Genomic DNA, 23,907 nt, shown 5'->3' with positions numbered 1-23,907 from the left:
CCGACGCGCATCTGCAAGTACAGGTGCGCGCTACGGCCGACGGAACCGGCGCGATGATCCTCAATCCCCGGGGACGAAGGCCGGATTGAAAACCACCTCCCACAGATGGCCGTCCGGATCCTGGAAGTATCCGGAATAACCGCCCCAGAAGGTCTTGCCTGCCGGCTTCACGAGCCGCGCCCCCGCGGCGACCGCCTGCTGCATCACGTGGTCGACCTCCTGCGCGCTACCGACGTTGTGACCGATCGTGAACTCGGTTGCGCTGTGTCCGGAGACGCGCAATCCTGCGTCGTGCGCAATGTCGGCGCGGCGAAAGAGCGCCAGCTTCAGACCGCTCTGGAGATCGAAGAACGCGACTGCGCCATGTTCGAACTCCGTGCCGACGATGCCTTCCGTTTCCAGACCCAGGCCGTCGCGGTAGAACCGCATGGCCGTTTCGAGATCGTCGACGCCGATTGTCAGTACGCTGACTCTTGGTTTCATGTGACGGCCTTCAAGGTCCGATGCGCTTGCGTGGGTCAAATTCGATAACCGTGTCGCACATCGTATCCGACGCCACGCGAACTCAGCGCGTGACGAACGGCGCGGCGGCATCCGGCGCCGTGCGCGCATGCTTGCGCTGCCGCAGCAGCGCGACGCGGCAATTTTCCCGCGCGGTCTCGCGGCCGTCGTCGTCGAGCAGCACGAGATCGCCGCGCATCACGTTGAACGTGATCACGTCTTCGCCGTCGTTGCCAAGCGTTTCTGGCGTATGGACCGAGCCGGCCGGTTCGAGCACCGTCGAGCCGGCGTGCGCGACCCAGTCGTATTCGACGTAGCGCCACGCGCCCTGCAAGGTATAGACGAACACCTGCCCGTCGTGACGGTGGCGCGGCAGCGTCCGGCCGGCGGGCATCTTCAGCAGCGCGGTCAGCGTGTCCTCGGCCGCGTTGATGTGCAGGTACTTGATCGCGAGGCCGGGCAGGTCCGGACTCATCGGCAGCCACGGCAGCGCGTCGCCGGGCAGGCACGAGATCGGCGGCAGGTCGGTCGGGAGCGGAACGGACGGGGGTGTCATGGCGGGAATGGGGCGGGAGATGACAGGGAAGGCGGCATTATCGCAGAGGGAAGGTTCGACTTTATGGTTTTGGGGGATCCAACGTTGCGATCGAGTCGTTGCGTTGTGACGGCCGTTCTGTCGCGAACATTGTTGCAAATCATTTCCATTCGCTGGACGTATGCGTGGCTAATCGTTATTCCTTCAGCTTCCGAGAAAAAGCACAACGCTGAGAGAACACGATGGCCCGAGAACGAGGTGCACAAGGCGCGCTGGCGCAGTGGATAACCGGTCGCCAGTCGTATTTCCTGGACGTGCCGGGCGCCCCGCGGGCGCAAGATCTGTCGATCATGTCGTTCGCGCTCGACGAATGGCTTGGCGAGCCCTATCGGATCGAGGTGATGCTGACGAGCCCGATTGCGCTCTCGCGCACCGACTACCTCAATCGCCCCGGCACCTTCACGATCGAACCGCCGGGAACGGGCGGGGCCACCGAAGCGGCGCGCAAATTCGCGGGCTGCATCACCGCGTTCGGCCAGGTACGCAAGACGCGTGATTTCGTGTCGTACCGGATCGTCGTCGAGCCGTTCGTTGCGCGTCTGCGCCTTGCTCAGGCAACGCGTATCTATCAGCAGCAATCCGTGCCGGAGATCATCGAATCGATCCTGAGGCGACACGAATTCCGGTCCCATCAGTTTTCGTTCAAGCTGCGGCGCGCCTATCCACGTCTCGCATTCCGCATGCAATACCGGATGTCCGACTGGGATTACCTTCACCTGCTGATGGAGCAGACGGGCTTGTACTGCTTCTTCCGCGCCGGACAGCACGGCGACGAACTGCATTTCGGCGACGACGTCGATGCCTATACGTACCGGCCGAACGTCACCGTTCCATACCGCGAAGCAAGCGGCCTCGAAACCTGCCACCAAGCCGTTCTGGCGCTCGAATCGCATAGCGAAACGATCCCGCAGACGATCAAGGTCGCCGACTACAACCCGGAGAATGCCTACGATCGCTTCAAGGCTGAAGCCAATGTCGCGCGCGACGATCCGACGACATGGGGCCAGCGCTACATATACGGCTCGCACCATCTGGATGGAGACGAAGCCAAGCGCGAAGCGCAGTTGCGCCATGAGGCCGCCGTCGCGTGGCAGGTCGTGTATTCCGGCAAGAGCTCAGTAGTGGATTTTGCGCCTGGACTCGTCGTCAAACTCGACGAGAAACAGGCCGACGCGCCACACGGGATCGTGATCGTATCGGTCCGGCATGAGGGCGGCCGTGATACGTCGTATGTCAACACTTTCGAGGCAATTCCGTCAGGACGGCCGTTCCGTCTAAAACTCGACGAGCGTCGCTACCCGACGATCGCCGGTACGTTGCCGGCGCGAATCACGACGCCGGACGCTTCGCCGTACGCAAATCTGACAAGCGCCGGCCTGTATACGGTGCGCTTCGATTTCGACTTCGACGACTGGCCGGCAGGCGGCGAATGCGTGCCGCTGCGGCTCGCCAAGCCGTTCGCGGGTGGAAATCAGACCGGGTTTCATTTTCCGTTGCTGGCCGATACGGAGGTGGCTGTTGCATTCGTCGGAGGGAATCCGAATCGGCCATATATCGCATATGCGCATCATCACAGCGAGGCCGTCGACCTTGTGACGAGCCGCGATGGTTTCAATTCACGCAACGTGATACGCACGCAGGCGAACAACAAGCTTCGTTTCGAAGATTTCAAGGGGCGCGAGGGGATCAAGCTGTCGACTGACTACGGCGGGAAGACGCAGGTCAATCTCGGTCATCTGGTCGACAGCCGTAAAGCAACGCGCGGCGAGGGATTCGAAGTCCGCACCGACGAGCGTGGCGTGTTGCGCGCAGGCAAGGGGCTGTTCGTGTCAGCCGACGCTCAGTCGAGCGCGGGTGGTCATGCGTTCGACATGACGGTTGCGCGGGAGCAACTCGATGCAGCCCGATCGCGAATGACGAGCCTGGCCGATGCGGTCGCGACAGCCAAAGCGACCGTTGCCGCATGTGAAGCCCAACAGGCCTTGCTGGAAGCGAGGATCAAGGATCTGCAGGCGGCAGTGCTGCTCGTCTCCGCGCCGCACGGGGTGGCGATTACGAGTGGCGAGCACATGCAACTGGCAACCGGCGGACATCTGTTCACGGCGACCGGCGGCAATGCGGATGCGGCAGTCGGCGGAAATTACACGGTCGCGGCCGGCAATGCGGTGTCAATGTATGCGAATGCGCAAGGCATGAAGCTATACGCGGGGGCAGGCAAGGTGGACGTTCAGGCGCAAGGGGATGCGCTGGAACTTACGGCCCTGAAGGGCGTGACGATTGCGAGCACGTCGGACGCGGTGACGCTGAACGCGAACAAATCGCTGACGCTGATGTGTGGGGGCGCGTACATCAAGCTGTCGGGCGGTCAGGTAGAGATCGGCAGCGCGGGCCACATCCGGCTGAAGGGGCCATTGCGCATCGAGCCGTCCGGTACCCAGCGGCAGGCGTTGCCGCTGATGCCGAAGCAGGAACAGACCGGCATGCAACTCTGGCACGCGTACCCGAACGGCGAGCCGGTGAGGCACGCGCCATACCGCGTGACGTTCCCGGACGGCTCGTGGCGCGAAGGCCGGCTGGACGCCAGCGGGCGCGGCACGCTGGCGACCGTGCCGCGCGGCGGCGGCACGGTCGAGTATCTCGAGGAAGACCACGATCTGCAGGACAGGGCGCGCAAGTGGCGCGATCCGAATGGCGCGACGCAACTGGACAGGACTGCAGGCAACGCTGGGGATGCCGTTCCCAGTCTTGTCGGGCCGGCGATGGCCGCGCCGATTGCGCGGATTGTGGAGTCGGCAACTGCGATCAAGGCGACGGCGTCGAGCGTTGCAGCAAGTGTTGTCAAGGGCGATGTCGCGGCATTCGGTCAGGCTGCACTCAACGTGCTCGAACCGCGGGCCGTAGGCTCAATGACCAGCCAAGCGACGACTTCTACGCCCGTCCTCGCCCGGAGCCTGACCAAGACCATTGCGTCGAACTGACCCTGGCTTTGGCACCCGCATCCGATTCCTCCAGACAAAGAACAAACTCATGGCCTGCACCGAGACCCTTCCCACCCCGCAGCGCCCGATTCCCCAAGCCATCCAGCAGAACGCCGAAGCCCGGCGCGTGATCGTCAGCCCGGTTCCCGCTCCCGCGACATCGCCGAAGGTGGTCGCAGCCCGCGCCGAATCGGTCACGAACCACGGCCTCGAGATTTTCATCCAGTGCCTGTACATGCTTCCGGTCGTCGGCAATGCGATGTCGCTCTACGACGTCGGCGTCGACATCTACCGGATCTGCAGCGAGCCGGGCGGCGCGAAGAAGGTCCTCAGCTGGAGCATCCTCGCGATCGACGCGATCGGGGTCGTGCCCGCGGCGGGCAATGCGACCCGGCCGGCCCGCGTGGTCGTCAAGGAGGTGCTGCTCGCGTTCGCGAAGGGCGCGGGCGCGGCGGTGCTGGTCGATCTGTTCTGGGCAACGGCCGGCGGCGACGTGATCGCGTTCATGGCCGATCTGGATGCGCACCTGAAGCAATGTAAGGACGACATCGTCAAGGGCGTGCGCGAGGCGTCGCGGACGGTGCGGCGCTTCGTGATCAATCCGGTCTCGGCTGCGGAGCAGATGGGGCGCATCCAAAAAAACAGCGGATTCCTGTCCTGGGTGCCGTCGACCGAAGCAATCGCGCTGCACGGCATCGATCAGTTGCTCGAGCTGTCCGGCCAGCGCGACGCGATCGTCGCGTGGCTCGACGAATTCGACCGCAACACGGGGCCGATGCTCGACGCGGCGTTCGGCGACGTGGCGCAGGCCGGCAGCCTGCTGTTCATGGCCGCGCAGATCACCGCGGAGATCAAGGCGCGGCGCGCGCGCAAGGTGCCGTCGCATGTCGCGCAGGCCGCACCGGGCACGATGCTGGCGCCGCACAAGAAGCGCGGCGAGCATCGCGATTCGACGCAGAAGGGTGCGGAGCCGAGCCCGCTACCGGCGAAGGACGGCTGCGGGTGCCCGCCCACCGCGAGCGCGAAGCCGGTCAACTACGCAATGGGCGACGAGAACCTCGAGCAGACGGACTTCATGCTCGACGGGATCGTGCCGATCGTGTGGACACGGCGCTACCGGTCGAGCCTCGCGGCGTATGACGCGAGTCCGCTCGGCGCACGCTGGAGCAGCCCGTATCACCTGTCGCTGGAAGAACGGGACGGCCTCCTGACGTTCTTCGATCCCGACAACCGCGCGGTGCCGTTGCCGCCGGTGGGGATCGGCGAATCGGTCGAGGTGCCGGCCGAGCAGTTCGTCATCACGCGCCCGGATAATCGGCGCATTCAACTGACCTATCCCGACGGCAGTCGAGAGGATTACGAACGGCATGGCACGGTGATGCATGTGTGCTATCGCCTCGTCACCCGCCAGGGCCGCGACGGTCTTGGCCTGGCCTTCTCGTACAACGAAGCCGGCGAACTCGCCACGCTCAGCGACGGTGCAGAGAACACGATCCGCCTCGAATACGTCAACGGACGGGTGTCGGGGATCTACCGCACCAGCGTGGCGGGTCTCGCCCGGGAAGCGCTCGCCCGCTACTCCTACGACGCGGCAGGCGACCTGGCCAGCCACGTCGACATGCTGGGATTCCGGCGCACGTACGCGTACCAGCAGCACCTGCTCACGCGCTACTCGGACTTCAACGGCAACGCCGCGAATCTGGAATGGGACTGGCCGGGCAAGCGCGCAGGCGAGCCCGCGCCGGCCGATGCGAAGTGCGTGCGCACCTGGCTCGGTGAGGACGGGCAGCACATTCAGGACGAGATGCATTTCGAGTATCACCGCGAGCACTGGTACACGAAAGTCACCGATGCGGACGGCCACGCGACGCTCCATCGCTACGACTATCACAACCGGATCGTGCTGGTCGAATATGCGGACGGGACCACGGACGCATTCGAGTGGGACGCACACCACCGCCTCGTCGGCACCAAAAACGCACTGGGGCACACGCAGCGCTTCGACTACGACGCGCAGGGGCGCCTCATCGCCGAAACGGATGCGCTCGGCAACACGACGCGCACCGAGTACAACGCGGACGGCTTGCCGATCCAGGTCACGGCGCCGGATGGCCGTCTCACGCAGACCGAATACGATTCGCTCGGCCGGCCGGTATCGGCAACCGACGCCGCCGGTCGGACCACGCGCTACACATGGAGCGGCAACGGCCGCCTGCTGTCGCTGACCGACCCGACAGGCGGCGTGAAGCGCTTCCGCCACGACAACGCGGGGCGGCTCGTCGAGTCGACCGACTGTTCCGGCCACGCGACGCGCTACGGCTATGACGAGCGCGGCCACCTGTCGCGCGTCACCGATGCCGAGGGCCACGCGACGCGCGGGGGCAGGTCGTCAGCGTCACGTATCCGGACGACGTCGAGGAGCGCTTCACGTGGGACGGCGAAGGCAACCTGCGCACCTACCGGGACGGCGCGGGCCAGGTGACGGAATATGCGTTCGACGCCCGCCGGCGGCCGATCTGGCGCAAGGATGCCGCAGGCCGGCAACTGACGTATGCGTACGACCGGCAGTGGCGGCTGACCGCACTGACCAACGAGAATCAGGAGCAGACCCGGTTCCGCTACGACGCGCTGGGGCAACTGATCGAACAGACGGATTTCGACGGCAGCACGACCCGCTACCGGTGGGATGAAGCGGGACGGTTGGCCGGTTCGATCGAAGGCGAGTTGGAAACGGTCTACACGCACGACCCGCTCAGGCGGCTCACGCGGCGCGAGATCGAAGGTCCGGATGGCCGCGGCCGGGTTGCCGAGCACTTCTATTACGACGCGCGCGGCCGGCTGACGACCGCGCAAAGCCACGGCAGCAAGGTCCGGCTGCATTACGACGATGCCGACAACCTGATTGCCGAAGAGCAGACCCACTGCCCGGACACGGGTGTCGCCTACACGGCGGTGACGCGGCACGAATACGACGCGCTCGGCAACCGGATCCGGACGCAGTTGCCGAATACGCGCACGATCGACTGGCTGCGCTACGGCTCGGGCCATGTGCACGGCGTGCTGCTGGACGGCCAGCCGCTGGTCGACTTCGAGCGCGACAAGTTGCATCGCGAGATCGCCCGCCGTCACCGCAGTTTCGAGCAGAGACGTGAATACGACCCGGCGGGGCGGCTGCAGCGGGTGATCGTGCGTCGCGATGCACACACGCTGCCGACGGACTGGATCGCCGCGCGACAGTACCGGTACGACGCGGCGGGCCAGCTGACGCGCATCGAGGATCGCACGCGCGGGGCGACGGACTACACGTACGATCCGGTGGGACGGCTGCTGAAGGCGGTGACGCCAGACCTGAAGGAAGTCTTTGCGTTCGATCCGGCCGGCAATCCGATTGATCCGGAGCAGCTTCCGCCGCGCCCGACCGAGGAAACGTTGGACGAGATGACGGCGCGGCATGGCCGGGCCGCCGCGCGAGATGTGGAATGGCGGCGCGCGCACCCGGGCCAGGACGAACCACGGGCCCACTTCGAGCGACGCAAACAGGAGGCGGCGGAATACTGGAGGCTGATCGAGTGGGAGCGCGCGCTGCCGAAATGCATGGGCAACGTGCTGAAGGCGCTGAACCGTATCCGCTACGACCATGACGCGCACGGCAACCTGATCCGCAAAACCGAGCCGGGCGGCGTGACGTGGCTGTACGCATACGATGCGGCGAACCGGCTGAAGCGGGCCGATCGCTACGCGAAACCGCCGGCGGCGAACGAGATCGACCGGATCGAGCGGACGCAGGACGGCACCGCGTTCATCCCGGGCACGGTGCGGCCGGCATTGCAGGTGAGCTTCGAATACGACGCGTTCGGGCGGCGCACGCTGAAGGAGGTGGGCCGGCCGGACGGCCGCATCGACCGGACGGTGTTCACGTGGGACGGCGACGTGCTGCTGATGGAAGAGCGCTTCCACCTGCCGCCGCGTCAGCCGGGCGAACGTGAGCCGTTGACCTTCCGCCCGGTCCAGATCGCGCGCGAGGATCCGGACGATGCGTACGCGCTGCCGGTGGCGCAGCGGATGCATACGCTCAGCGAGCGGCATCAGTGGCAAGGGGCGTCGATCTATCTGCATGAACCCGGCACGCTCGTGCCGCTGGCGCGGCTGGACGAGACGCTGGTGGAAGCGGCGTTCATTGCGACAGGGACGGATGGCCGGTTCGTGCAGGTGCCGGCGAAGACGCGGCATGCGACGCTGTTTTATCAGAACGATCATCTCGGGACGCCGCAGGAGCTACTGGACGAGTCGGGGAAGGTGGTGTGGCTCGGCCGGTCTCGCGCGTGGGGGGCGGAGAAGACCATTTGGCAGGCGCAGCCGGAACGCAATGAAGCGGGGAACCCGATCCGGTTCCAGGGGCAGTACCATGATGACGAGACGGGGCTGCACTATAACCGGTATCGGTACTACGATCCCCAATCAGGACGCTTCATCTCGAAAGATCCGATCGGCTTGGCGGGAGGGTTGAACGCGTTCCAGTACGCGCCCAACCCAGTGCAGTGGGTCGATCCATTCGGTTTGACGAAATACTATCGGGGAGCCAAAGTCGGGAATAAGCCATCGTTTGAACCGCGGCCGGGCGAGTACAAGGTTCGGGACGGCAAGGTCCAGCCTACCCATGGCGTGTCTGTTTTCGATAACCCAGAGAGTTGCTCGTGCAGAAGTTTCGTTCCCCATGAGATCGAATCAGAGTCTATCCCGGACAATTTGCAGATAATTCAGCGTGGTAAGGATCCCGCACACTTTGAAATAACACCGGCCAGTCCCATGGCCGAGGACGACTACAAAGGTGCTCTGGGGAAGATCAAGACAAAGTGAGAGATTGAAGATGCAAAAATTCGAAATCAAGTACCCCAACTGGTACGACGAGCTCGCAGAATTTGAACATGAAGAAAAGGGATTTCTAGAAGGTGTTCTCGTCACATCAGAGGGGGGCGATGTACAACTGAATTTTTACGATATGACTAGGTTCGCTCAGGATGCGACCGATAGTGTCCGTAACAACGGATTCTTTTATATGACAGGCGTCGTGATCGTCGAGAGTGTTTCAAGGACACATATGGAGGCTGCGGCACAAAGGATCGTTGAGGATGGGCTGGCCCCATGAGTACGACTTGGTTCGATGGTTGCGCCCTTCGACCTTATGGGAATTGCGCAACGCCTTACTGATAAAGGCGCACCACGGACTAGGCAGAGACGCGATGCGGTTACGACGACGGTTACGTTCTGCGTCGCGGGCGTTGCTCTTCGTGATGTTGGTCTGAGGGAGCGTGACATATAGACGGGGCTGCACTATAACCGGTATCGGTATTACGATCCGACCAGTGGACGCTTCATCTCGAAAGACCCGATCGGACTGGCGGGTGGAATTAACGTCTATCAATACGCGCCAAACCCGATAAGCTGGATTGACCCGCTTGGCCTGGCATGCCGCCGGCCGGGCGGCTACCGCGTGAACGATGCAGATCAACACGGCAACCTTAGCCCCCAAGCGAATCGGCCGCCGGGTAACACGAATACGGTTGCCGACGGGCTGGTGCAATCGCATCATCCGATTCAGCAGGAATGGGCAAAGCAGCAGGTTTTCCCTAACGGGACCTATAGTTCACGAGCAGTGCCGGCGGTTTTGCTGCCGAGCACTTCGGGCTCCGTCCATGCCCAAATCTCCGGTATGCAGCGGGCATTCCGAAATCAATACGGCTTCGATACGGATGTGCGAACAGAGTTTAATGAGGTCACTCGGCAGATGAGGGCCGCAGGTGTTCCAGAAGATGTCGTGAGGCGAGCGATGCGGAAAAATACAAATATTTCGACTGTTTGGGAGCCTTCAATGCTAAATAAAGCAAACCTTAGCCAACACTTTGAACTGAGAATTCCCGCGACGCTTAGCCAGATTCATGTTGCTGAGGCGAAGGCCGGGCTGTCTTTTCCCAAAGAATACGTTGACTTTCTTCTAATCACAAATGGACTCAATTCGACCGGCTGCTTGGCTCTACACGAGATAGAAATTTTGCCCGAGCGAAACGTCGAATATGAAGTCCAGAAGTGCATTCCAGGGTATTTCATGATTGGGGATGACGGCGGCGGCCAAGCAATTCTGATCAATCCCGCCGGAGAGATATTTGAAGTGGGAATGGGAGTAATGAACCAAAAATTTTTGGAGAGATCGGCTGATTCACTGACCGATCTGTTGGTGAATCTCAAAGGCTTGACGCTTGATGAGAGGTGAGCTCCAGGCCGCCCCATCCGGAGTCGTTGATTGAGACCCGATCGTTGAAGGATCGGACATGATTCTCGACAACGGTGTTCCTGTCGCCCTGCACGGTCATTGGTGCGCGTGCGGCTGCCAGTTGATCGCATTCGGAACCGACGCGACTATTGAATAAGCACGGGTGCCATTCGGCGCTGATCTGCCTGCCGGTCGAAAACGCCTACGCGCCACCAGCCCCCTCCGGCCCGCGCGCATGCGCCGCCTCCAGACAAGACTGAAACAGCAACGCCGCCCGTGACGGCCGCGGCGAGCGCCTTAGCAGGCTCACGAACCGGCACGTGTAATAAAACCGATGCGGCGCGATCGCCTGCATCAGCCCCTTGCTTTCGAAGCTTTCCGCATAGTGATCCGGCAAAAAACCGAGATACCGCCCTGACAGGATCAGCGTCGCGATCGATTCCTGGTCCGACGCGGTCGCGCTCCGCGTGAGCTTCGCGCGGTGGCTCAGCTCCATGTTCGGCGAATGGAACCCCAGCCCCGCGAATGCATGATGGCGGATCGTCGTCCACGTCAGCTTCCCATGCGGCGCATCGAACAGCGGATGCTGGCGGCCGCAGTAGAGCAGCATCCGCTCGTCGAACAGCTCCGAATAGACGAGGCTGCCGGAACTGCGGTGCGCCGGAATGATCCCGACCTGGTAACTGCCGTCGATGATCCCGCGCTCGACCTCGTTGATCGACGCGACATGCAGGTTCAGCGCGACGTCCGGCGCCTCGTCGGCGAACTGCCGGATCGCGTCGCCGAGGCGCGCGTTCGGGTTGGTCGCCGTCTTGTCGAACACCGCGATGTGCAACTCGCCGCCCATCCGGTCGTGAATCCCGTCGATCCGGCTGCGGAACGCTTCCATCGACGCCAGCAGGCGCAGCGTCTCCTCGTACACCGTCTGCCCCTCCGGCGTCAGCGTGAAGCCCGCGCGGCCGCGCCGGCACAGCACGAGGCCGAGGCGGGTCTCGAGGTCCTTCACGTGGCGGCTGATCGTCGAGATGCCGATGTTCAGCTCCAGCTCGGCGGCCGCCATCCCGCCGCACTGCACGACGCCCTTGAAGACCCGCAAGAGGCGCAGGTCCATGTCGCTGAGCTGCCCGAGCAGCGCGCGGCTCTTCGGTTTCTTTGCTTGCATAGTTGCGCAAGTGAACATTGATATTGCGATATTCAAAAGACTAATTGTCGTCCCGACAATGCGCAACATCTACCAAGAAGGAGGGGCGCGCCGCGCCGACCGACATGACCGACGCCATTACCGCCACGCAACAGGAAGACACGTCGCTGCGCACCGACGCCGCGTGGCTCGACGCACACTGGATGCCGTTCACGGCCAACCGCCAGTTCAAGTCCGACCCGCGCATGATCGTGTCGGGCAAGGGCGCGTATTACACGGACGCCGAAGGCCGCAAGATCTTCGACGGCCTGTCGGGCCTCTGGTGCACGGGCCTCGGCCACGGCCGCACCGAGATCACCGAGGCGGTGAGCCGCCAGGTCGCGCAGCTCGACTACGCGCCGGCGTTCCAGTTCGGCCATCCGAAGTCGTTCGAGCTTGCGAACAGGATCAAGGACCTGACGCCGGCCGGCCTCGACTACGTGTTCTTCACCGGCTCGGGCTCGGAGGCGGCCGACACGTCGCTGAAGCTGGCCCGCGCGTACTGGCGCGCGAAGGGCAAGGGCACGAAGACGCGCCTGATCGGCCGCGAGAAGGGCTACCACGGCGTGAACTTCGGCGGCATCTCGGTCGGCGGCATCGGGCCGAACCGCAAGCTGTTCGGCCAGGGCCTCGACGCCGACTTCCTGCCGCACACGCAACTGCCGGAAAACAGGTTCTCGCGCGGGATGCCGGAGCACGGCGCGGATCTCGCCGACCGCCTGCTCGACCTGATCGCGCTGCACGACGCGTCGAACATCGCGGCGGTGATCGTCGAGCCGTTCTCGGGCTCGGCGGGCGTGGTCGTGCCGCCGAAGGGCTACCTGCAGCGCCTGCGCGACATCTGCACCGCGCACGACATCCTGCTGATCTTCGACGAAGTCATCACGGGCTTCGGCCGTGCCGGCGCGATGACGGGTGCGGAAGCGTTCGGCGTGACGCCGGACATCATGAACATCGCGAAGCAGGTGACGAACGGCGCGCAGCCGCTCGGGGCGGTGATCGCGAAGAAGGACATCTACGACACGTTCATGGCCGCGGGCGGCCCCGAGTACATGCTCGAGTTCCCGCACGGCTACACGTACTCGGCGCACCCGGTCGCGTGCGCGGCGGGTGTCGCGGCGCTCGACCTGCTCGTGAAGGAAGACGCGGTCGCCCGCGTGCGCGAGCTCGCGCCGCATTTCGAGGCGGCGGTGCACGGGCTGAAGGGCCAGCGCCATATCGCGGACATCCGCAACTATGGCCTCGCGGCCGGCCTGACGATCGCGGCGCTGCCCGGCGAGCCGGCGCGCCGGCCGTACGAGATTGCGATGCGCTGCTGGGCGAAGGGCTTCTATGTGCGCTATGGCGGCGACACGATCCAGCTCGCGCCGCCGTTCATCGCCGAGAAGCGCGAGATCGACAACCTGATCAACGCGCTGTCCGACGCGCTGAACGAAGTGGCCTGAGCCACGCCGGCAGCCCGCTTTACGAATGACCGAATTCACGAACGAGTCTCAACGATGAAACACGATAGCAACGTCACCTCCACCCTCGGCCACCTGATCGACGGCAAGCGCGTCGACGGCGGCAGCCGCGTCCAGCCGGTGTTCGATCCGGCGACGGGCGCATCGGACAAGAGCGTCGCGCTCGCCGACAAGCTGACCGTCGAGGCCGCGATCGCGTCCGCGCAAGCCGCGTTTCCGGCCTGGCGCAACACGCCGCCGCTGAAGCGCGCGCGCGTGATGAGCCGCTTCAAGACGCTGCTCGAGGAGCACGCGGACGAGCTGTGCGCGCTGATCACGGCCGAGCACGGCAAGGTGCTCGCCGACGCGATGGGCGAGCTGCAGCGCGGGATCGAGAACGTCGAATACGCGACCTACGTGCCCGAGCTGCTGAAGGGGGAGCACAGCAAGAACGTCGGCCCGGCGATCGACTCGTGGAGCGAGTTCCAGGCGCTCGGCGTCGTGGCGGGGATCACGCCGTTCAACTTCCCGGTGATGGTGCCGCTGTGGATGTGGCCGATGGCGGTCGCGTGCGGCAACACGTTCGTGCTGAAGCCGTCGGAGCGCACGCCGTCGTCGACGCTGCGGATGGCCGAGCTGGCGCTCGAAGCCGGCCTGCCGCCGGGCGTGCTGAACGTCGTGAACGGCGACAAGGAAGCGGTCGACACGATCCTGACGGACGCGCGCGTGAAGGCCGTGAGCTTCGTCGGCTCGACGCCGATCGCCGAATACATCTACACGACCGGCTGCGCGCACGGCAAGCGCGTGCAGGCGCTCGGCGGCGCGAAGAACTTCGCGGTCGTGATGCCCGACGCGGACATCGGCAACGCGGTCAACGCGCTGATGGGCGCGGCGTACGGCTCGTGCGGCGAGCGCTGCATGGCGATTCCGCTGGTCGTCGCGATCGGCGATGAAACGGGCGACAAGGTGGTCGAGGGCCTGAAGGCCGAGATCGCGAAGATGAAGGTCGGCCCGGGCACCGGCGCAGGCATCGACATGGGCCCGCTCGTCACGCGGCAGCACTTCGAGAAGGTGACGGGCTTCGTCGAGGCCGGCGTCGCAGCCGGCGCGAAGCTGGTGGTCGACGGCCGCGGCGTGAAGGTCGACGGCCACGACGGCGGCTACTACCTGGGCCCGTGCCTGTTCGACGACGTGAAGCCCGGCATGCCGATCTACCAGCACGAGATCTTCGGGCCGGTGCTGGGCGTCGTGCGCGTGAAGTCGCTCGACGAGGCGATGGCGCTGATCGACGCACACGAATACGGCAACGGCACCTGCCTGTTCACACGCGACGGCGAAGCGGCGCGCTTCTTCAGCGACAACATCCAGATCGGCATGGTCGGCATCAACGTGCCGCTGCCGGTGCCGGTCGCGTATCACTCGTTCGGCGGCTGGAAGCGCTCGCTGTTCGGCGACCTGCACGCGTATGGTCCGGACGCGGTGCGGTTCTACACGAAGCGCAAGACGATCACGCAGCGCTGGCCGTCGGCCGGCGTGCGTGAAGGGACGGTGTTCAGCTTCCCGTCGAGCCGCTGACGCGCAGCGCGATCGGTGAAGATCCGGCCGGAGTCATCCGGCCGTTTTTTTTTGCGCTGCGCGTGGCTACGGCGCGACGACGTGCCACATCTTGTTGTAGTTGTCGCCATTGCGCTCGCCCTGTTTCATGTCCTTCGAGAAGAAATACAGCGGCTTGCCCTTGTACGCCCACTGCGGGCTGCCGTCGTCGCGCTTGACGATCGTATACGGCCCGACGGGCACGTCGGTCGCGCTCGCCTTGTACGGCGGCCAGAAGGATTCGCACTGGCCCGTGCACGCGCTGGCGCCGGCGTTGGGCTTGTCCTTGTCGAAGTTGTAGAGGGTCATCCCGTTCGCGGCGACGAGCGCGCCGTTTTCGACGCTGGTGATGGCGCCCTGCGCCAACGCCGACGACGATACGACGGCGAGCAGGGCGGAACTGGCGAGAAGCGCGGTTTTCATGATTGCCTCCTTGTTGTCCGGCCGGCGGTCGCGATCGCTCGCGCGTGGCGGCTGCGCGGTCCGGGATCGCGATGCGGCAAGCCTCGACGCAGCAGCCCGCGGCGGCTGGCGCGATCGGCAGCGGATCGGACGGCGGACCGCGGGGGCGCTTCATTCACGATAGGCGGTTTTTGGCAGGGGCGTGGGCTTGCACATCGATAAATATTCCTGATTGCTCCATAAAAATAATAGAATGAGGATCAATAGGGAATATATTCGAGGGCCAGCCAGCGTGCAGGACGTTTTCTACACGGTCGACGAAGCGGCGCAAAAACTCCGTCTTCATCCGAAGACCATTCTTCGCTTCATCCGGGACGGGAAGCTGAACGCGAGCCGCGTCGGGAAGGCCTATCGGATCCGGCATGCGGACCTTGCGGCCGTCACCGGGGACGCGGTCGAGCCGGAACCCGTCCGCGTCACCACGGTGGTCGACGTGCCCGACGCCCGCTCCGAGCTGCATCAGTACGTGGCAAGGAGCTTGCAGGCCATGCTGAACGCCCCGACGGCGCGCGACAGCGCCGTGCATCTCGAAACGATCTTCGATCCGGAGCGAAGCCGGATCAGGGTCGTCGTCATCGCGTCCCTCGGCGATACCGCCGCGCTGCTTCAGACGCTGGACGCCTTGCTGCAGTCGTTTCGCGGTTGAGCGGGCAAGTCGCTGGAAACCACGCGGGCGCGAGGCCCGATTCTGTCAACGGAACACGGAGTAACGGCGATGTCCTCGAAGGTGCTCAAGCTCGGCGATCAATGCGTGCTGGTATGCGCGGACCGCGACACGGTCCTCGCGAGCGAAGCGGACGCGATCACGTTGATCGGGGATGCATGGTCGCACGAAGCGGGTTGGGTCGCGGTGCCGGTCGCGACCATGCATGACGACCTGTTTCGGCTCGAAACCCGCCTGCTGGGCAACATCGCGCAGAAGTTCACGAACTACGGCATCGGCCTTGCGATCGTCGGCGACATCGACGGTTGGCTGGCGCGCAGTCAGGCGCTGCGCGCGTTCGTCCACGAAAGCAATCGCGGACGCACGGTCCTGTTCGTCCCGCATGTGTCCGCGCTGGAACAGAAGCTCGCGGCCGGGGCATGACGCGTTCGCCGTTCGCCACGCGGGCAATGACCCGCGTGGCGCATCAGCGGCCGACGCGATTCGTCAGCATGACGCCCGCGATCACGAGCACGCCGCCGGCGAGCATCGACCGCGTCAGCGATTCGCCGAGCAGGACCACGGACAGCAGGACCCCGAACACCGGCACGAGATTCGTGAACACCGCGGTGCGGGCCGGCCCCAGTGCGCGGATGCCCTGCGAGTACCAGACGAACGCGACGACGGTGCCGACCGCGCCGAGATACGCCATCGCGCCGGCAGCCTGCCAGGTGAGCGGGGCGGTCGCGCCCGTGTGCGTGTCCAGCAGGCTCGCGCCGATCAGCAGCGCAAGCCCCCAGAGCGTCGCGTAGGTGGTCGACACGAGCGGTGACAGCCCGTCGAGCGCGTAGCGGCCGATGACGGTGTAGGCAGCCCAGCTGGCCACCGCGCACAGCATGTAGCGCTCCCCGGCGCCGAACGTGCTGTGCAGGTCGGTGAGGACCAGCACGAGCTGTCCCCGGCTGATCACGACCAGCGCGCCGAACAGCGCCAGCGCGATGCCGGCCCAGCGGGACGGCGCGAGCCGCTCGCGGAACACGGCCGACAGCAGGATCGCCGTCGCGATCGGATTCAGCGCGACGAACAGCGCGGTGCGTCCCGCCGGCATGCGCGCCAGCGCGGCAAAGAAACACAGGTTGTAGAGAAAGATGCCCGTCACGCCGAGCGCGAAGGTCGCCAGAAGCTGCCGGCCGTTCAACCTCGGCAGGCGGCCTTCGACTTTCCATGTCAGACCGACCAGCAACAGGGCCGCGATCGCGAAGCGCCCGGTCGCGGCCGTCGTCGCGGGCAGCGACGCGGCGAGCACGCGGCCCGCGATGAAGGTGCCGCCCCAGAACAGCGCGACCAGGGTGAGCTTGACGTAGATCCCGGTGGGCGACAGCGCTTTGGCTGCGGCGACCGGCGTGGCGGAAGCGTTCATGTTTTCGGCAAGGTGGGACGGAAAGTCGTGGGGGCAGCGGATCGCGCCGACGGAATCAGCGCAGCGTCGACGCCGCAACGAGCGTCGTCAGCACGGCGGGCATCGCGATCGTCGCGAACAGCGTCTGGAACGCCGTGATGCCGGCCATCAGCGGCGCGTCGCCGCCGAACTGGCGCGCCATCAGGTACGACGCCGACGATGTCGGCAGCGCCTGGAACAGCAGCGCCACCGTGAGGGCCGCGTCGCCGAGCCCGAGCGCGCGTCCCGCAACCAGTGTGAGCAGCGGCATCGCGACGAACTTGAACGCCGACGCGACGCAGACCGGCTGCATCCACGCGCGGGCGGCGTCGAACGTCAATGCCGCGCCCACGCACAGCAGCCCGAGCGGCATCGACGCGGCGCCGAGCGCGCGCACGGCCGGTTCGATCGCGGGCGGGAACGTCGCGCCGCTTGCCTGCATCGCGATGCCGATTGCGCAGGCAACCACCAGCGGATTCGACACGATCTGGCGCACGAGCGCGACGATTCCCAGGCGCGTCGATCCGTAGCGCGCGAACACCAGCACGCACATCAGGTTGACGGTCGGGACGATCACGGCGACGCACACGGCGGCCAGCGCAATGCCCTGGGCGCCGAAGAGGCCCGCGGCCAGCGATGCGCCCACATAGTTGTTGAAGCGCACCGCGCCCTGGAATACCGACGTGAAGCCTGCGCCGTCCACCCGCACGAACGGGCGGATCAGCAGCAGCGTTGCCGCCACGGCCACCGTCGAGCCGACCAGCGCGAGCGCGAGCGGCATCACGGCGAGCGATTGCAGCCGGGCGCTCGCGAGCCCGTGCGCGAACAGCGCGGGCAACAGCACGTAATAGCAGAGGCGCTCGGCCGACGGCCAGAACGCGTCGCCCACGAAGCCGGTGCGCTTGAGCCCGTGGCCGAGCGCGACCAGCAGCGCGACCGGCGCGAGTGCGAGCAGGACGGCGCCGATCATCGCTGCGCTCGCGCACGAATCACGCGCGCCGGCAAGGCGGCTGGGCGATGGGGCAATACGGGAATCCGTCCGGCGTGCGGCATGGCGGCGAGCGTTCGAGCGAGTGGCGACGCCGCCAAGTTAACACGCACGGGCAACAGGAATAATTGTTAATTATCGTGCGTTCAATGAGAAATTATCATGGATGACGCGGTGACTTCCGCGGCCAGCGCGCGGGCGAAGCGCTCCGCCGGGCGCGACTGATGTTCGAGCAGCACGACGGCGCGCGCCATTTGCGGCTCGCCGAACGGCAACCGCGTCACCGCGGGCAGGCGCGCGAGCGTCGAATCGGAGAGCGCGACGATCGCGGCGCCCAGGCCTCGCGCGACCATGCGGACGATCGTCTCCGTGCTGTCCAGGACCATTTCCTCGCGCACCCGCACGCCGAGCCGGCGCAGCTCCGCTGCTATCATGCGGCCCGCCCACGCCTGCGCATCGAAGCGGATGAACGGCAGCGCTTCGAGCAGCGCGCCCGCGTCCCGCTCCGTGCAGTGCGGCGGGGCGAGCAGCCAGAAGCGATCCTCGTAGAGCGGCGTCCAGGTCAGTTCGGCCGGGTGGGGTTTGACGGGGTGCGTCGTGATCGCCGCATCGAGCTCGCCGGCGGCGACGCGCTGCGCGAGTTCCGCCGACATCCCGGCGGACACGTGCACGCGCAGCGACGGATGCGCGTGACGCAGCGCGAGCAGCGCGTCGGGCAGCGGGCCGGCCAGCGCGGTCTGGATCGCGCCGATCCGCAGGCGGCCGACCAGCTTCTGTTCGTCGCTGAGCGCGTCGGGAATCCGGTCGACCATCGCGAGGATCTGCTCGGCTTGCGCGACCAGGATGCGGCCCGCCTCGGTCAGCGCGGGCTGCCTGCGCGAGCGGTCGAACAGCTGGACGTTGAATTCGCTTTCGAGCGTCTTGATCTGCAGGCTCACCGCCGATTGCGTGAGCCCGATGGCCTCGCCGGCCCGGGCGAAGGTCCGGTAGCGGGCGATCGCCACCAGCGTTCTGAATGCGCGTAAGGACATGGACATGCTGACGTGGGCAGCCGGATCGATCGACGCCGACGGACGCGCCAAACGGATCGGGCTGCGATCGATCCGCTTGCCGGCCGCACGCCCGACAAAAAAAGGGGCGGCAGCGCGCCGGCTCGGACTCATCATGCCCGCGCGCCATCAATCGGGCAACCGAGGCGCTGCGACGGCTGCATATTTGTACCCGGATAATATTGACGAATGATTTATACCCGGGTATAAAGCAGCCTTTCGACTTCACGATGGATAGGAGGGACAACATGCATCCCGGTTCGTATACCGCTTTCGAAGGCTATCGGCGGCTCGCCACAGGTCCGCTCGCTACGGTCGCGCTCACGGTCAGACGGGCGATCGACGCGGGTTCCGCCGCCACGGTGGTGATCTTCGACGACACGACCGGCCGCTCGATCGACATCGACATGCGTGGCTCGGACGATGAAATCCGCGCGCGCTTCGAACCGCCGCGAGAAGACGCGTCCGCGCCCACCGACGCGCAGGCCCGCGCGGACGAGCCGCGCGGCCGCGGCCGCCCGAAGCTCGGCGTGGTGGCGCGGGAGGTCACGCTGCTGCCGCGCCATTGGGACTGGCTGGGCGCGCAACCCGGCGGCGCGTCGGTCGCGTTGCGCAAGCTCGTCGACGAAGCCCGGCGCGCGCGGGCGACGGAAGACCGCAGCCGCGCGGCGAAGGATCGGGCCTATCACTTCATGTCGGCGATCGGGGGCGACCTGCCCGGCTTCGAGGAGGCGGCGCGCGCGCTTTACGCGAACGATCATGCCCGGCTGGACGAACTGATCGCGGCGTGGCCCGACGACGTGCGCGATCACGCGCTCGCACTCGTGCTCGGCAAGATCCCGCCGGGCGCGGCCGACGATCATCCGCTGGAATCCTGACTGCATGACCACATTCGATCTGAATAGCGGCGCGGTGGCGCCGGTCGCGGATGAAGTCGATCTTCATGACCTCCGCGTCACCGGGCGCATCCCGTGCGACCTCGACGGGACCCTGCTGCGCAACGGCCCGAATCCGCTGCGCGGCCGCTTCACCGGCAACGACGTGCTGTCGTGGTGGCCGGAATCCGCGATGCTGCATGCACTTTCGTTCGAGGCCGGCCGCGCGACCGGCTACTGCAACCGGTGGGCCCGCACGCGGCGCTGGGCGGACGTGTACGCGCCGGAGCGGGCGGCGTCGCTGCCCGACACCAATCCGAGCGTGAACGTGCTGCGGCACGCGGGGGAACTGCTGGCGCTGGCCGAAGGCGGCATGCCGCTGGCGATCGACGGCGACCTCGACGCGTTCAACGTTCCGGCGCGGCATGCGGGGCTCGCGGGCGGCATGACCGGGCATCCGAAAGTCGATCCGCGCACCGGCGAACTGATGTCGTTCCGCGCGCACTGGCAGGCGCCGTGGCTGCGTTACGGCGTGCATGACGCGCAGGGCCGGCAGACCGTCGACGTCGAAATCGACGTGCCGGCGCCGTCGATGATGCACGACATGGCGATCACCGCGACCCACAGCATCCTGCTCGACCTCAATGTCGGCTACGACTTCTCGATGCTGTCGCACGGACACCGGATGCCGCTGCGCTGGCACGGCGAGCGCCGGGCGCGTCTCGGCGTGATTCCGCGTCACGGCGGCGAGGTGCGCTGGTTCGACATCGCGCCATGCTTCATCCAGCACGTCGTGAATGCGTATGACGGGGACGATGCGACGATCGTGCTCGATGCGGTGCGATACCCGTGGTTCCTGCGGATCGGCCAGCATCCCGGCACGTTCGAGGACAACCCGGTGGGCGTGCTGTGGCGCTACGTGATCGACCTCGACAGAGGAACGGTCGCCGAGATGCAGATTGGGGAAGTGGGCATCGAAATGCCGCGCATCAATGAAGACCGGACGGGCGACGCATACAGATTCGTCTATGCGGCCGAACAGCCGACCAGTGCCGAACTTCGCGGCATCGTCCGCTACGACCTCGAGCGAGGAGCGGTCGCACGTTACGACGTGCCCGAAGGCGACCAGAACAGCGAGCCGGTGTTCGTGTCCCGTGCCGGATCGTCCGCTGAAGACGACGGCTGGGTGCTCGCATGGGTGTACCGTCGCGCGACCGATACCAGTGACCTCGTCATTCTCGACGCGCGCTGCATCGAGCGCGGGCCGGTTGCGACCGTCCACCTGCCGAGGCGCGTGCCGGCGGGATTCCATGGCGCGTGGGTGCCCGGCAAGCGCTGACCCGCGGACACGCCGCGCAGGTCGCGCCCGTCAAACCCACAGCCGATACAGCCAGAACGACTCGTCGTCGGCGAAGCGCTGCGCGAACTCGCTTGGCGAGAACCCGGTGATGCGCTTGGACGTCCGGCTCAGATGGGCCTGATCGGCGAATCCTTCGTCGAGCGCCAGCGTCGCCCAGTCGAACGGATGCCCGGTCTCGTATCGGTCGCGCGCCGCGAAGAACAGGCTTTCGGTCCTGACGAGCGCCTGCCACTCGCGCAGCGATCGACCGCTGTAGGATTTGATGCGGCGCTCGACCTGACGCGGACTTTGCGTGCGCCGCCATTCGCGCGCCTGCCACGCGAGGCGTCCGACCCAGTGCCGGCCTGCGTCGCGCAGCGACGTCAGCCCTGAGCGTTCACCCCGAAGCGCGCGCCAGCGCGGCGCGAGATGCCGCTCCAGCGCGGCCAGCGTGGCCGCATCGTCATCGGCGCCGGACAGTGCATCGCAGAGCGGCCGCCAGTCGTCGCCGAGCAGTTCGCGCGCATCGAGAAAGCGATCGTGGATCGTTGGCAGCGTGACGCCGAACAGCGCTTGCGCGGCATCGGCGGTGAAACACGCGATGCCGCCGCGTCCGGTCGTCGGCGCCCAGCTCGCCAGCGGCCGCGACTGGCTGCCGGAAAGCATCACGGTGGCGCCGAACGGCTGCCAGCGCGGGCCGTCCGCCGTGCGTTCGACGAGCCCCACGCCGAGTTCGCGATACCAGGACAGGCACACGAGCGGCGATGCCGCGAAGTGGGTCAGGTTTTGTGCGTCGCTCAGCGCGACGCCGCGCGTGTCGCGGCAGACGATCGCGACGACCGCGCCGTGCAACGCCGGTGGCGCGGGATACAGCCGGCCGTGAGGCGGCCGGCCGCCGTTCGGCGCGCGGGGGGCGCGCGTGAACGGATCGGGGCACGGCGGCAAGGTCGGCAGCGGGTCGGAGGACATGACCGCGCAGTATAGGGAGGCGCAACACGCGTGTCGATGTCGTTTGCGTTCAAGACCGGCGATCCGGGCGCGCGGACAATGCGCCGCATGAACACGCAATCACATACCCAATGCCCGTTCCACGCGGACGCGCCATCGCCCGCGCCCGTGCTTCACCCGCCCGGCGTGTGGCCGCCGGGGCCGCGCGCCGGCCTGACGGGGTGGGGGCTGCTGCGCGACATGTCGCGCGACCTGCTCGGCACGCTGGCCGGATGGCGGCGGACGTACGGCGACGTCGTGCACCTGCGCATGTGGCCCGAGCATGCGGTCGTGGTCACCGAGCCGCAGCTCGTGCGCGAACTGCTGGTCACGCATCATGACGCGCTGGTGAGGTGGGAGCGCGGCATTCGCGTATTCGGGCAGGTCCACGGACACAGCGTGCTGATCGCCGAGGACGGCGCATGGCGCGACAAGCGGCACGCGCTGCAGCCGGGCTTCATGCCGAAGGCGGTCCAGGGCTTCGTCCCGACGATCGCGGCGACCGCGGGCCATGCGCTTGCGCAGTGGCCCGCGCACGATCCAAGCTGGCCGATCGAAAGCGCGCTGACGTCGCTGGCGATGGACGTGATCGTGCGAACGATGTTCTCCGATGCCATCGGCGACGACGCGCGTGCTGCCGAGGCGGCCGTGCGTACGGTGAGCGCGGCGGCCAACGCCGAGTTCTACCAGCCGTGGAGCGCGCCGGACTGGATGCCGTGGAAGCGGCGCAAGGCACGGGCGTTGGCGGTGCTGAACGGCTTGATCGATCGGCAGCTGCACGCGCGTCTCGACGTGCCGGACAGCGCGTGGCCCGACGACCTGCTGTCCCGGCTGTTGCGCCTGCACCGGGCGAACGCGCACACCTGGCCGTTGCGGGCGGTGCACGACGAATGCATGACGGCGTTCCTGGCCGGACACGAAACGACGGCGGCGTCGCTGACGTGGTGGGCCTGGTGCATGGCGTCGAATCCGGCGGCCCAGGACGCCGCGCGGGAAGAAGTCGAGCGCGTGCTGGGCGGCCGCGCGCCGACGGCGGAGACGCGGCCGTCGCTGCGCTATCTGACGCAGACGCTCGAAGAGACGCTGCGCCTCTATCCGTCGGCGCCGATCCTGATCAGCCGTCGCGCGTTGCGACCGATTGCATTGGGCGGATGGCAGTTGCCCGCGCGGACGCTGTTCATGCTGCCGCTGCAGCTCATGCATGACGACCCGAGATGGTTCCCCGAGCCGGCCGCATTCCGGCCCGAGCGCTTCGGCGAGGCTGCGCCGGCCGTGCCGCGCGGTGCGTACATGCCTTTCGGCACGGGGCCGCGGGTCTGTCTCGGGCAGCATCTGGCGACGACCGAGATGACCGTCGTCGCCGCGATGCTGCTGCAGCGTTTCGCGCTGTCGGTGCCGCCGGGGATGGCCGCGCCGCGGCCCGTGCTGAACGTCACGCTGCGGCCGGACCGGCCGTTGCGGCTCGGGATCGCGGCGATCGGCCCGGGGGCGGCCTGAATCAGCGCTACGGCTGGCCGCGCTGCGCGAATCACCGGCTTCGCGTCGACGGCGGCGGTCCCGCCGACCGGT

22 protein-coding genes and 1 pseudogene are annotated in these 23,907 nt (G+C 66.3%); 15 read left to right on the top strand and 8 right to left on the bottom strand.

Going from position 1 to position 23,907, the window contains the following annotated elements; all coding sequences use genetic code 11:
• Positions 1 to 60: 60 nt before the first annotated feature.
• Together ACFIMZ_RS27675 and ACFIMZ_RS27670 are read right to left on the bottom strand one after the other, a co-directional pair.
• Positions 61 to 483, bottom strand: a complete 423-nt coding sequence (locus ACFIMZ_RS27675; RefSeq protein WP_431825379.1) for a VOC family protein — start codon at positions 481 to 483, stop codon at positions 61 to 63.
• A gap of 82 nt (positions 484 to 565) precedes the next feature.
• On the bottom strand, positions 566 to 1,057 hold the full coding sequence (locus ACFIMZ_RS27670; RefSeq protein WP_431822660.1) for a 2,4'-dihydroxyacetophenone dioxygenase family protein: 492 nt from the start codon (positions 1,055 to 1,057) through the stop codon (positions 566 to 568).
• 221 nt (positions 1,058 to 1,278) lie between these two features.
• On the opposite strand from ACFIMZ_RS27670, the gene ACFIMZ_RS27665 reads away from it, so the two are divergent.
• From ACFIMZ_RS27665 to ACFIMZ_RS27635, 7 genes and pseudogenes are all read left to right on the top strand, one after another.
• Positions 1,279 to 4,074 (top strand): type VI secretion system Vgr family protein, encoded by a 2,796-nt coding sequence (locus ACFIMZ_RS27665; RefSeq protein WP_431822659.1) that lies wholly within the window; start codon positions 1,279 to 1,281, stop codon positions 4,072 to 4,074.
• Between the two features lie 49 nt (positions 4,075 to 4,123).
• Positions 4,124 to 6,556 (top strand): DUF6531 domain-containing protein, encoded by a 2,433-nt coding sequence (locus tag ACFIMZ_RS27660; RefSeq protein ID WP_431822658.1) that lies wholly within the window; start codon positions 4,124 to 4,126, stop codon positions 6,554 to 6,556.
• Positions 6,553 to 8,931 carry an RHS repeat-associated core domain-containing protein gene (locus ACFIMZ_RS27655; protein ID WP_431822657.1) on the top strand — a complete coding sequence of 793 codons (2,379 nt, stop codon included), beginning with the start codon at positions 6,553 to 6,555 and terminating at the stop codon, positions 8,929 to 8,931. The genes ACFIMZ_RS27660 and ACFIMZ_RS27655 overlap by 4 nt, the downstream gene beginning before the upstream one ends.
• A gap of 10 nt (positions 8,932 to 8,941) precedes the next feature.
• A complete protein-coding gene (locus ACFIMZ_RS27650) occupies positions 8,942 to 9,220 on the top strand; it encodes a hypothetical protein (RefSeq protein WP_431822656.1) in 279 nt (92 codons plus the stop codon).
• 174 nt (positions 9,221 to 9,394) lie between these two features.
• Positions 9,395 to 9,850, top strand: a pseudogene (locus ACFIMZ_RS27645) (RHS repeat-associated core domain-containing protein); the annotation flags it as partial.
• Positions 9,851 to 9,859: 9 nt separating this feature from the next.
• Positions 9,860 to 10,342 (top strand): SMI1/KNR4 family protein, encoded by a 483-nt coding sequence (locus tag ACFIMZ_RS27640; RefSeq protein ID WP_431825378.1) that lies wholly within the window; start codon positions 9,860 to 9,862, stop codon positions 10,340 to 10,342.
• 58 nt (positions 10,343 to 10,400) lie between these two features.
• Positions 10,401 to 10,499: a PAAR domain-containing protein gene (locus ACFIMZ_RS27635; protein WP_431822655.1), complete on the top strand. Its 99-nt coding sequence runs from the start codon at positions 10,401 to 10,403 to the stop codon at positions 10,497 to 10,499.
• Positions 10,500 to 10,544: 45 nt separating this feature from the next.
• Here the strand turns inward: ACFIMZ_RS27635 and ACFIMZ_RS27630 are convergent, their stop codons facing one another.
• Positions 10,545 to 11,504 (bottom strand): LysR family transcriptional regulator, encoded by a 960-nt coding sequence (locus ACFIMZ_RS27630; RefSeq protein WP_431822654.1) that lies wholly within the window; start codon positions 11,502 to 11,504, stop codon positions 10,545 to 10,547.
• A 104-nt stretch (positions 11,505 to 11,608) separates the two neighbouring features.
• Between ACFIMZ_RS27630 and ACFIMZ_RS27625 the strand changes: the two genes are divergently transcribed.
• On the top strand, positions 11,609 to 12,967 hold the full coding sequence (locus ACFIMZ_RS27625) for an aspartate aminotransferase family protein (protein ID WP_431822653.1): 1,359 nt from the start codon (positions 11,609 to 11,611) through the stop codon (positions 12,965 to 12,967).
• 54 nt (positions 12,968 to 13,021) lie between these two features.
• Positions 13,022 to 14,539, top strand: a complete 1,518-nt coding sequence (locus tag ACFIMZ_RS27620; RefSeq protein WP_431822652.1) for a CoA-acylating methylmalonate-semialdehyde dehydrogenase — start codon at positions 13,022 to 13,024, stop codon at positions 14,537 to 14,539.
• A gap of 66 nt (positions 14,540 to 14,605) precedes the next feature.
• Here the strand turns inward: ACFIMZ_RS27620 and ACFIMZ_RS27615 are convergent, their stop codons facing one another.
• Entirely contained in the window at positions 14,606 to 14,980 is a 375-nt protein-coding gene (locus ACFIMZ_RS27615) for a COG4315 family predicted lipoprotein (RefSeq protein ID WP_431822651.1), read from the bottom strand.
• A gap of 271 nt (positions 14,981 to 15,251) precedes the next feature.
• On the opposite strand from ACFIMZ_RS27615, the gene ACFIMZ_RS27610 reads away from it, so the two are divergent.
• Both ACFIMZ_RS27610 and ACFIMZ_RS27605 read left to right on the top strand, forming a co-directional pair.
• Positions 15,252 to 15,665 (top strand): helix-turn-helix domain-containing protein, encoded by a 414-nt coding sequence (locus tag ACFIMZ_RS27610; RefSeq protein ID WP_431822650.1) that lies wholly within the window; start codon positions 15,252 to 15,254, stop codon positions 15,663 to 15,665.
• A 69-nt stretch (positions 15,666 to 15,734) separates the two neighbouring features.
• Complete coding sequence (locus tag ACFIMZ_RS27605) at positions 15,735 to 16,106, top strand: DUF4180 domain-containing protein (protein ID WP_431822649.1); 372 nt, start codon at positions 15,735 to 15,737, stop codon at positions 16,104 to 16,106.
• Between the two features lie 43 nt (positions 16,107 to 16,149).
• Here the strand turns inward: ACFIMZ_RS27605 and ACFIMZ_RS27600 are convergent, their stop codons facing one another.
• From ACFIMZ_RS27600 to ACFIMZ_RS27590, 3 genes are all read right to left on the bottom strand, one after another.
• Positions 16,150 to 17,082, bottom strand: a complete 933-nt coding sequence (locus ACFIMZ_RS27600) for a DMT family transporter (protein WP_431822648.1) — start codon at positions 17,080 to 17,082, stop codon at positions 16,150 to 16,152.
• A 55-nt stretch (positions 17,083 to 17,137) separates the two neighbouring features.
• Entirely contained in the window at positions 17,138 to 18,070 is a 933-nt protein-coding gene (locus ACFIMZ_RS27595; protein ID WP_431822647.1) for an AEC family transporter, read from the bottom strand.
• Between the two features lie 164 nt (positions 18,071 to 18,234).
• On the bottom strand, positions 18,235 to 19,119 hold the full coding sequence (locus tag ACFIMZ_RS27590; RefSeq protein ID WP_431822646.1) for a LysR substrate-binding domain-containing protein: 885 nt from the start codon (positions 19,117 to 19,119) through the stop codon (positions 18,235 to 18,237).
• Between the two features lie 4 nt (positions 19,120 to 19,123).
• Between ACFIMZ_RS27590 and ACFIMZ_RS27585 the strand changes: the two genes are divergently transcribed.
• The 3 genes from ACFIMZ_RS27585 to ACFIMZ_RS27575 are packed head-to-tail and all read left to right on the top strand — an operon-like array spanning position 19,124 to position 21,351.
• Positions 19,124 to 19,330: a hypothetical protein gene (locus tag ACFIMZ_RS27585; protein ID WP_431822645.1), complete on the top strand. Its 207-nt coding sequence runs from the start codon at positions 19,124 to 19,126 to the stop codon at positions 19,328 to 19,330.
• Positions 19,331 to 19,385: 55 nt separating this feature from the next.
• Positions 19,386 to 20,015, top strand: coding sequence for a DUF2239 family protein (locus ACFIMZ_RS27580; RefSeq protein WP_431822644.1), 630 nt, complete (start codon positions 19,386 to 19,388; stop codon positions 20,013 to 20,015).
• Positions 20,016 to 20,019: 4 nt separating this feature from the next.
• Entirely contained in the window at positions 20,020 to 21,351 is a 1,332-nt protein-coding gene (locus tag ACFIMZ_RS27575; protein WP_431822643.1) for a carotenoid oxygenase family protein, read from the top strand.
• Positions 21,352 to 21,381: 30 nt separating this feature from the next.
• Here ACFIMZ_RS27575 and ACFIMZ_RS27570 read toward each other — a convergent pair whose 3' ends face one another.
• Positions 21,382 to 22,320: a helix-turn-helix domain-containing protein gene (locus tag ACFIMZ_RS27570; protein ID WP_431822642.1), complete on the bottom strand. Its 939-nt coding sequence runs from the start codon at positions 22,318 to 22,320 to the stop codon at positions 21,382 to 21,384.
• An 87-nt stretch (positions 22,321 to 22,407) separates the two neighbouring features.
• On the opposite strand from ACFIMZ_RS27570, the gene ACFIMZ_RS27565 reads away from it, so the two are divergent.
• Positions 22,408 to 23,835, top strand: a complete 1,428-nt coding sequence (locus tag ACFIMZ_RS27565; protein WP_431822641.1) for a cytochrome P450 — start codon at positions 22,408 to 22,410, stop codon at positions 23,833 to 23,835.
• Positions 23,836 to 23,907: the final 72 nt, after the last annotated feature.

The sequence above is a fragment of the Burkholderia sp. F1 genome (assembly GCF_050813845.1).
In the GTDB taxonomy this organism is placed as follows: domain Bacteria; phylum Pseudomonadota; class Gammaproteobacteria; order Burkholderiales; family Burkholderiaceae; genus Burkholderia; species Burkholderia ubonensis.
Note: the sequence above shows the minus strand (reverse complement) of the source record. Positions and strands in the feature narration are given on the sequence as shown.

Bases quoted from the DNA above. Each gene is read 5' to 3' on its own strand.
- ACFIMZ_RS27675 (WP_431825379.1), bottom strand. From the start codon at position 483: ATGAAACCAAGAGTCAGCGTACTGACAATCGGCGTCGACGATCTCGAA.
- ACFIMZ_RS27670 (WP_431822660.1), bottom strand. From the start codon at position 1,057: ATGACACCCCCGTCCGTTCCGCTCCCGACCGACCTGCCGCCGATCTCG.
- ACFIMZ_RS27665 (WP_431822659.1), top strand. From the start codon at position 1,279: ATGGCCCGAGAACGAGGTGCACAAGGCGCGCTGGCGCAGTGGATAACC.
- ACFIMZ_RS27660 (WP_431822658.1), top strand. From the start codon at position 4,124: ATGGCCTGCACCGAGACCCTTCCCACCCCGCAGCGCCCGATTCCCCAA.
- ACFIMZ_RS27650 (WP_431822656.1), top strand. From the start codon at position 8,942: ATGCAAAAATTCGAAATCAAGTACCCCAACTGGTACGACGAGCTCGCA.
- ACFIMZ_RS27640 (WP_431825378.1), top strand. From the start codon at position 9,860: ATGAGGGCCGCAGGTGTTCCAGAAGATGTCGTGAGGCGAGCGATGCGG.
- ACFIMZ_RS27635 (WP_431822655.1), top strand. From the start codon at position 10,401: ATGATTCTCGACAACGGTGTTCCTGTCGCCCTGCACGGTCATTGGTGC.
- ACFIMZ_RS27630 (WP_431822654.1), bottom strand. From the start codon at position 11,504: ATGCAAGCAAAGAAACCGAAGAGCCGCGCGCTGCTCGGGCAGCTCAGC.
- ACFIMZ_RS27625 (WP_431822653.1), top strand. From the start codon at position 11,609: ATGACCGACGCCATTACCGCCACGCAACAGGAAGACACGTCGCTGCGC.
- ACFIMZ_RS27620 (WP_431822652.1), top strand. From the start codon at position 13,022: ATGAAACACGATAGCAACGTCACCTCCACCCTCGGCCACCTGATCGAC.
- ACFIMZ_RS27615 (WP_431822651.1), bottom strand. From the start codon at position 14,980: ATGAAAACCGCGCTTCTCGCCAGTTCCGCCCTGCTCGCCGTCGTATCG.
- ACFIMZ_RS27605 (WP_431822649.1), top strand. From the start codon at position 15,735: ATGTCCTCGAAGGTGCTCAAGCTCGGCGATCAATGCGTGCTGGTATGC.
- ACFIMZ_RS27600 (WP_431822648.1), bottom strand. From the start codon at position 17,082: ATGAACGCTTCCGCCACGCCGGTCGCCGCAGCCAAAGCGCTGTCGCCC.
- ACFIMZ_RS27595 (WP_431822647.1), bottom strand. From the start codon at position 18,070: ATGATCGGCGCCGTCCTGCTCGCACTCGCGCCGGTCGCGCTGCTGGTC.
- ACFIMZ_RS27590 (WP_431822646.1), bottom strand. From the start codon at position 19,119: ATGTCCTTACGCGCATTCAGAACGCTGGTGGCGATCGCCCGCTACCGG.
- ACFIMZ_RS27585 (WP_431822645.1), top strand. From the start codon at position 19,124: ATGCTGACGTGGGCAGCCGGATCGATCGACGCCGACGGACGCGCCAAA.
- ACFIMZ_RS27580 (WP_431822644.1), top strand. From the start codon at position 19,386: ATGCATCCCGGTTCGTATACCGCTTTCGAAGGCTATCGGCGGCTCGCC.
- ACFIMZ_RS27575 (WP_431822643.1), top strand. From the start codon at position 20,020: ATGACCACATTCGATCTGAATAGCGGCGCGGTGGCGCCGGTCGCGGAT.
- ACFIMZ_RS27570 (WP_431822642.1), bottom strand. From the start codon at position 22,320: ATGTCCTCCGACCCGCTGCCGACCTTGCCGCCGTGCCCCGATCCGTTC.
- ACFIMZ_RS27565 (WP_431822641.1), top strand. From the start codon at position 22,408: ATGAACACGCAATCACATACCCAATGCCCGTTCCACGCGGACGCGCCA.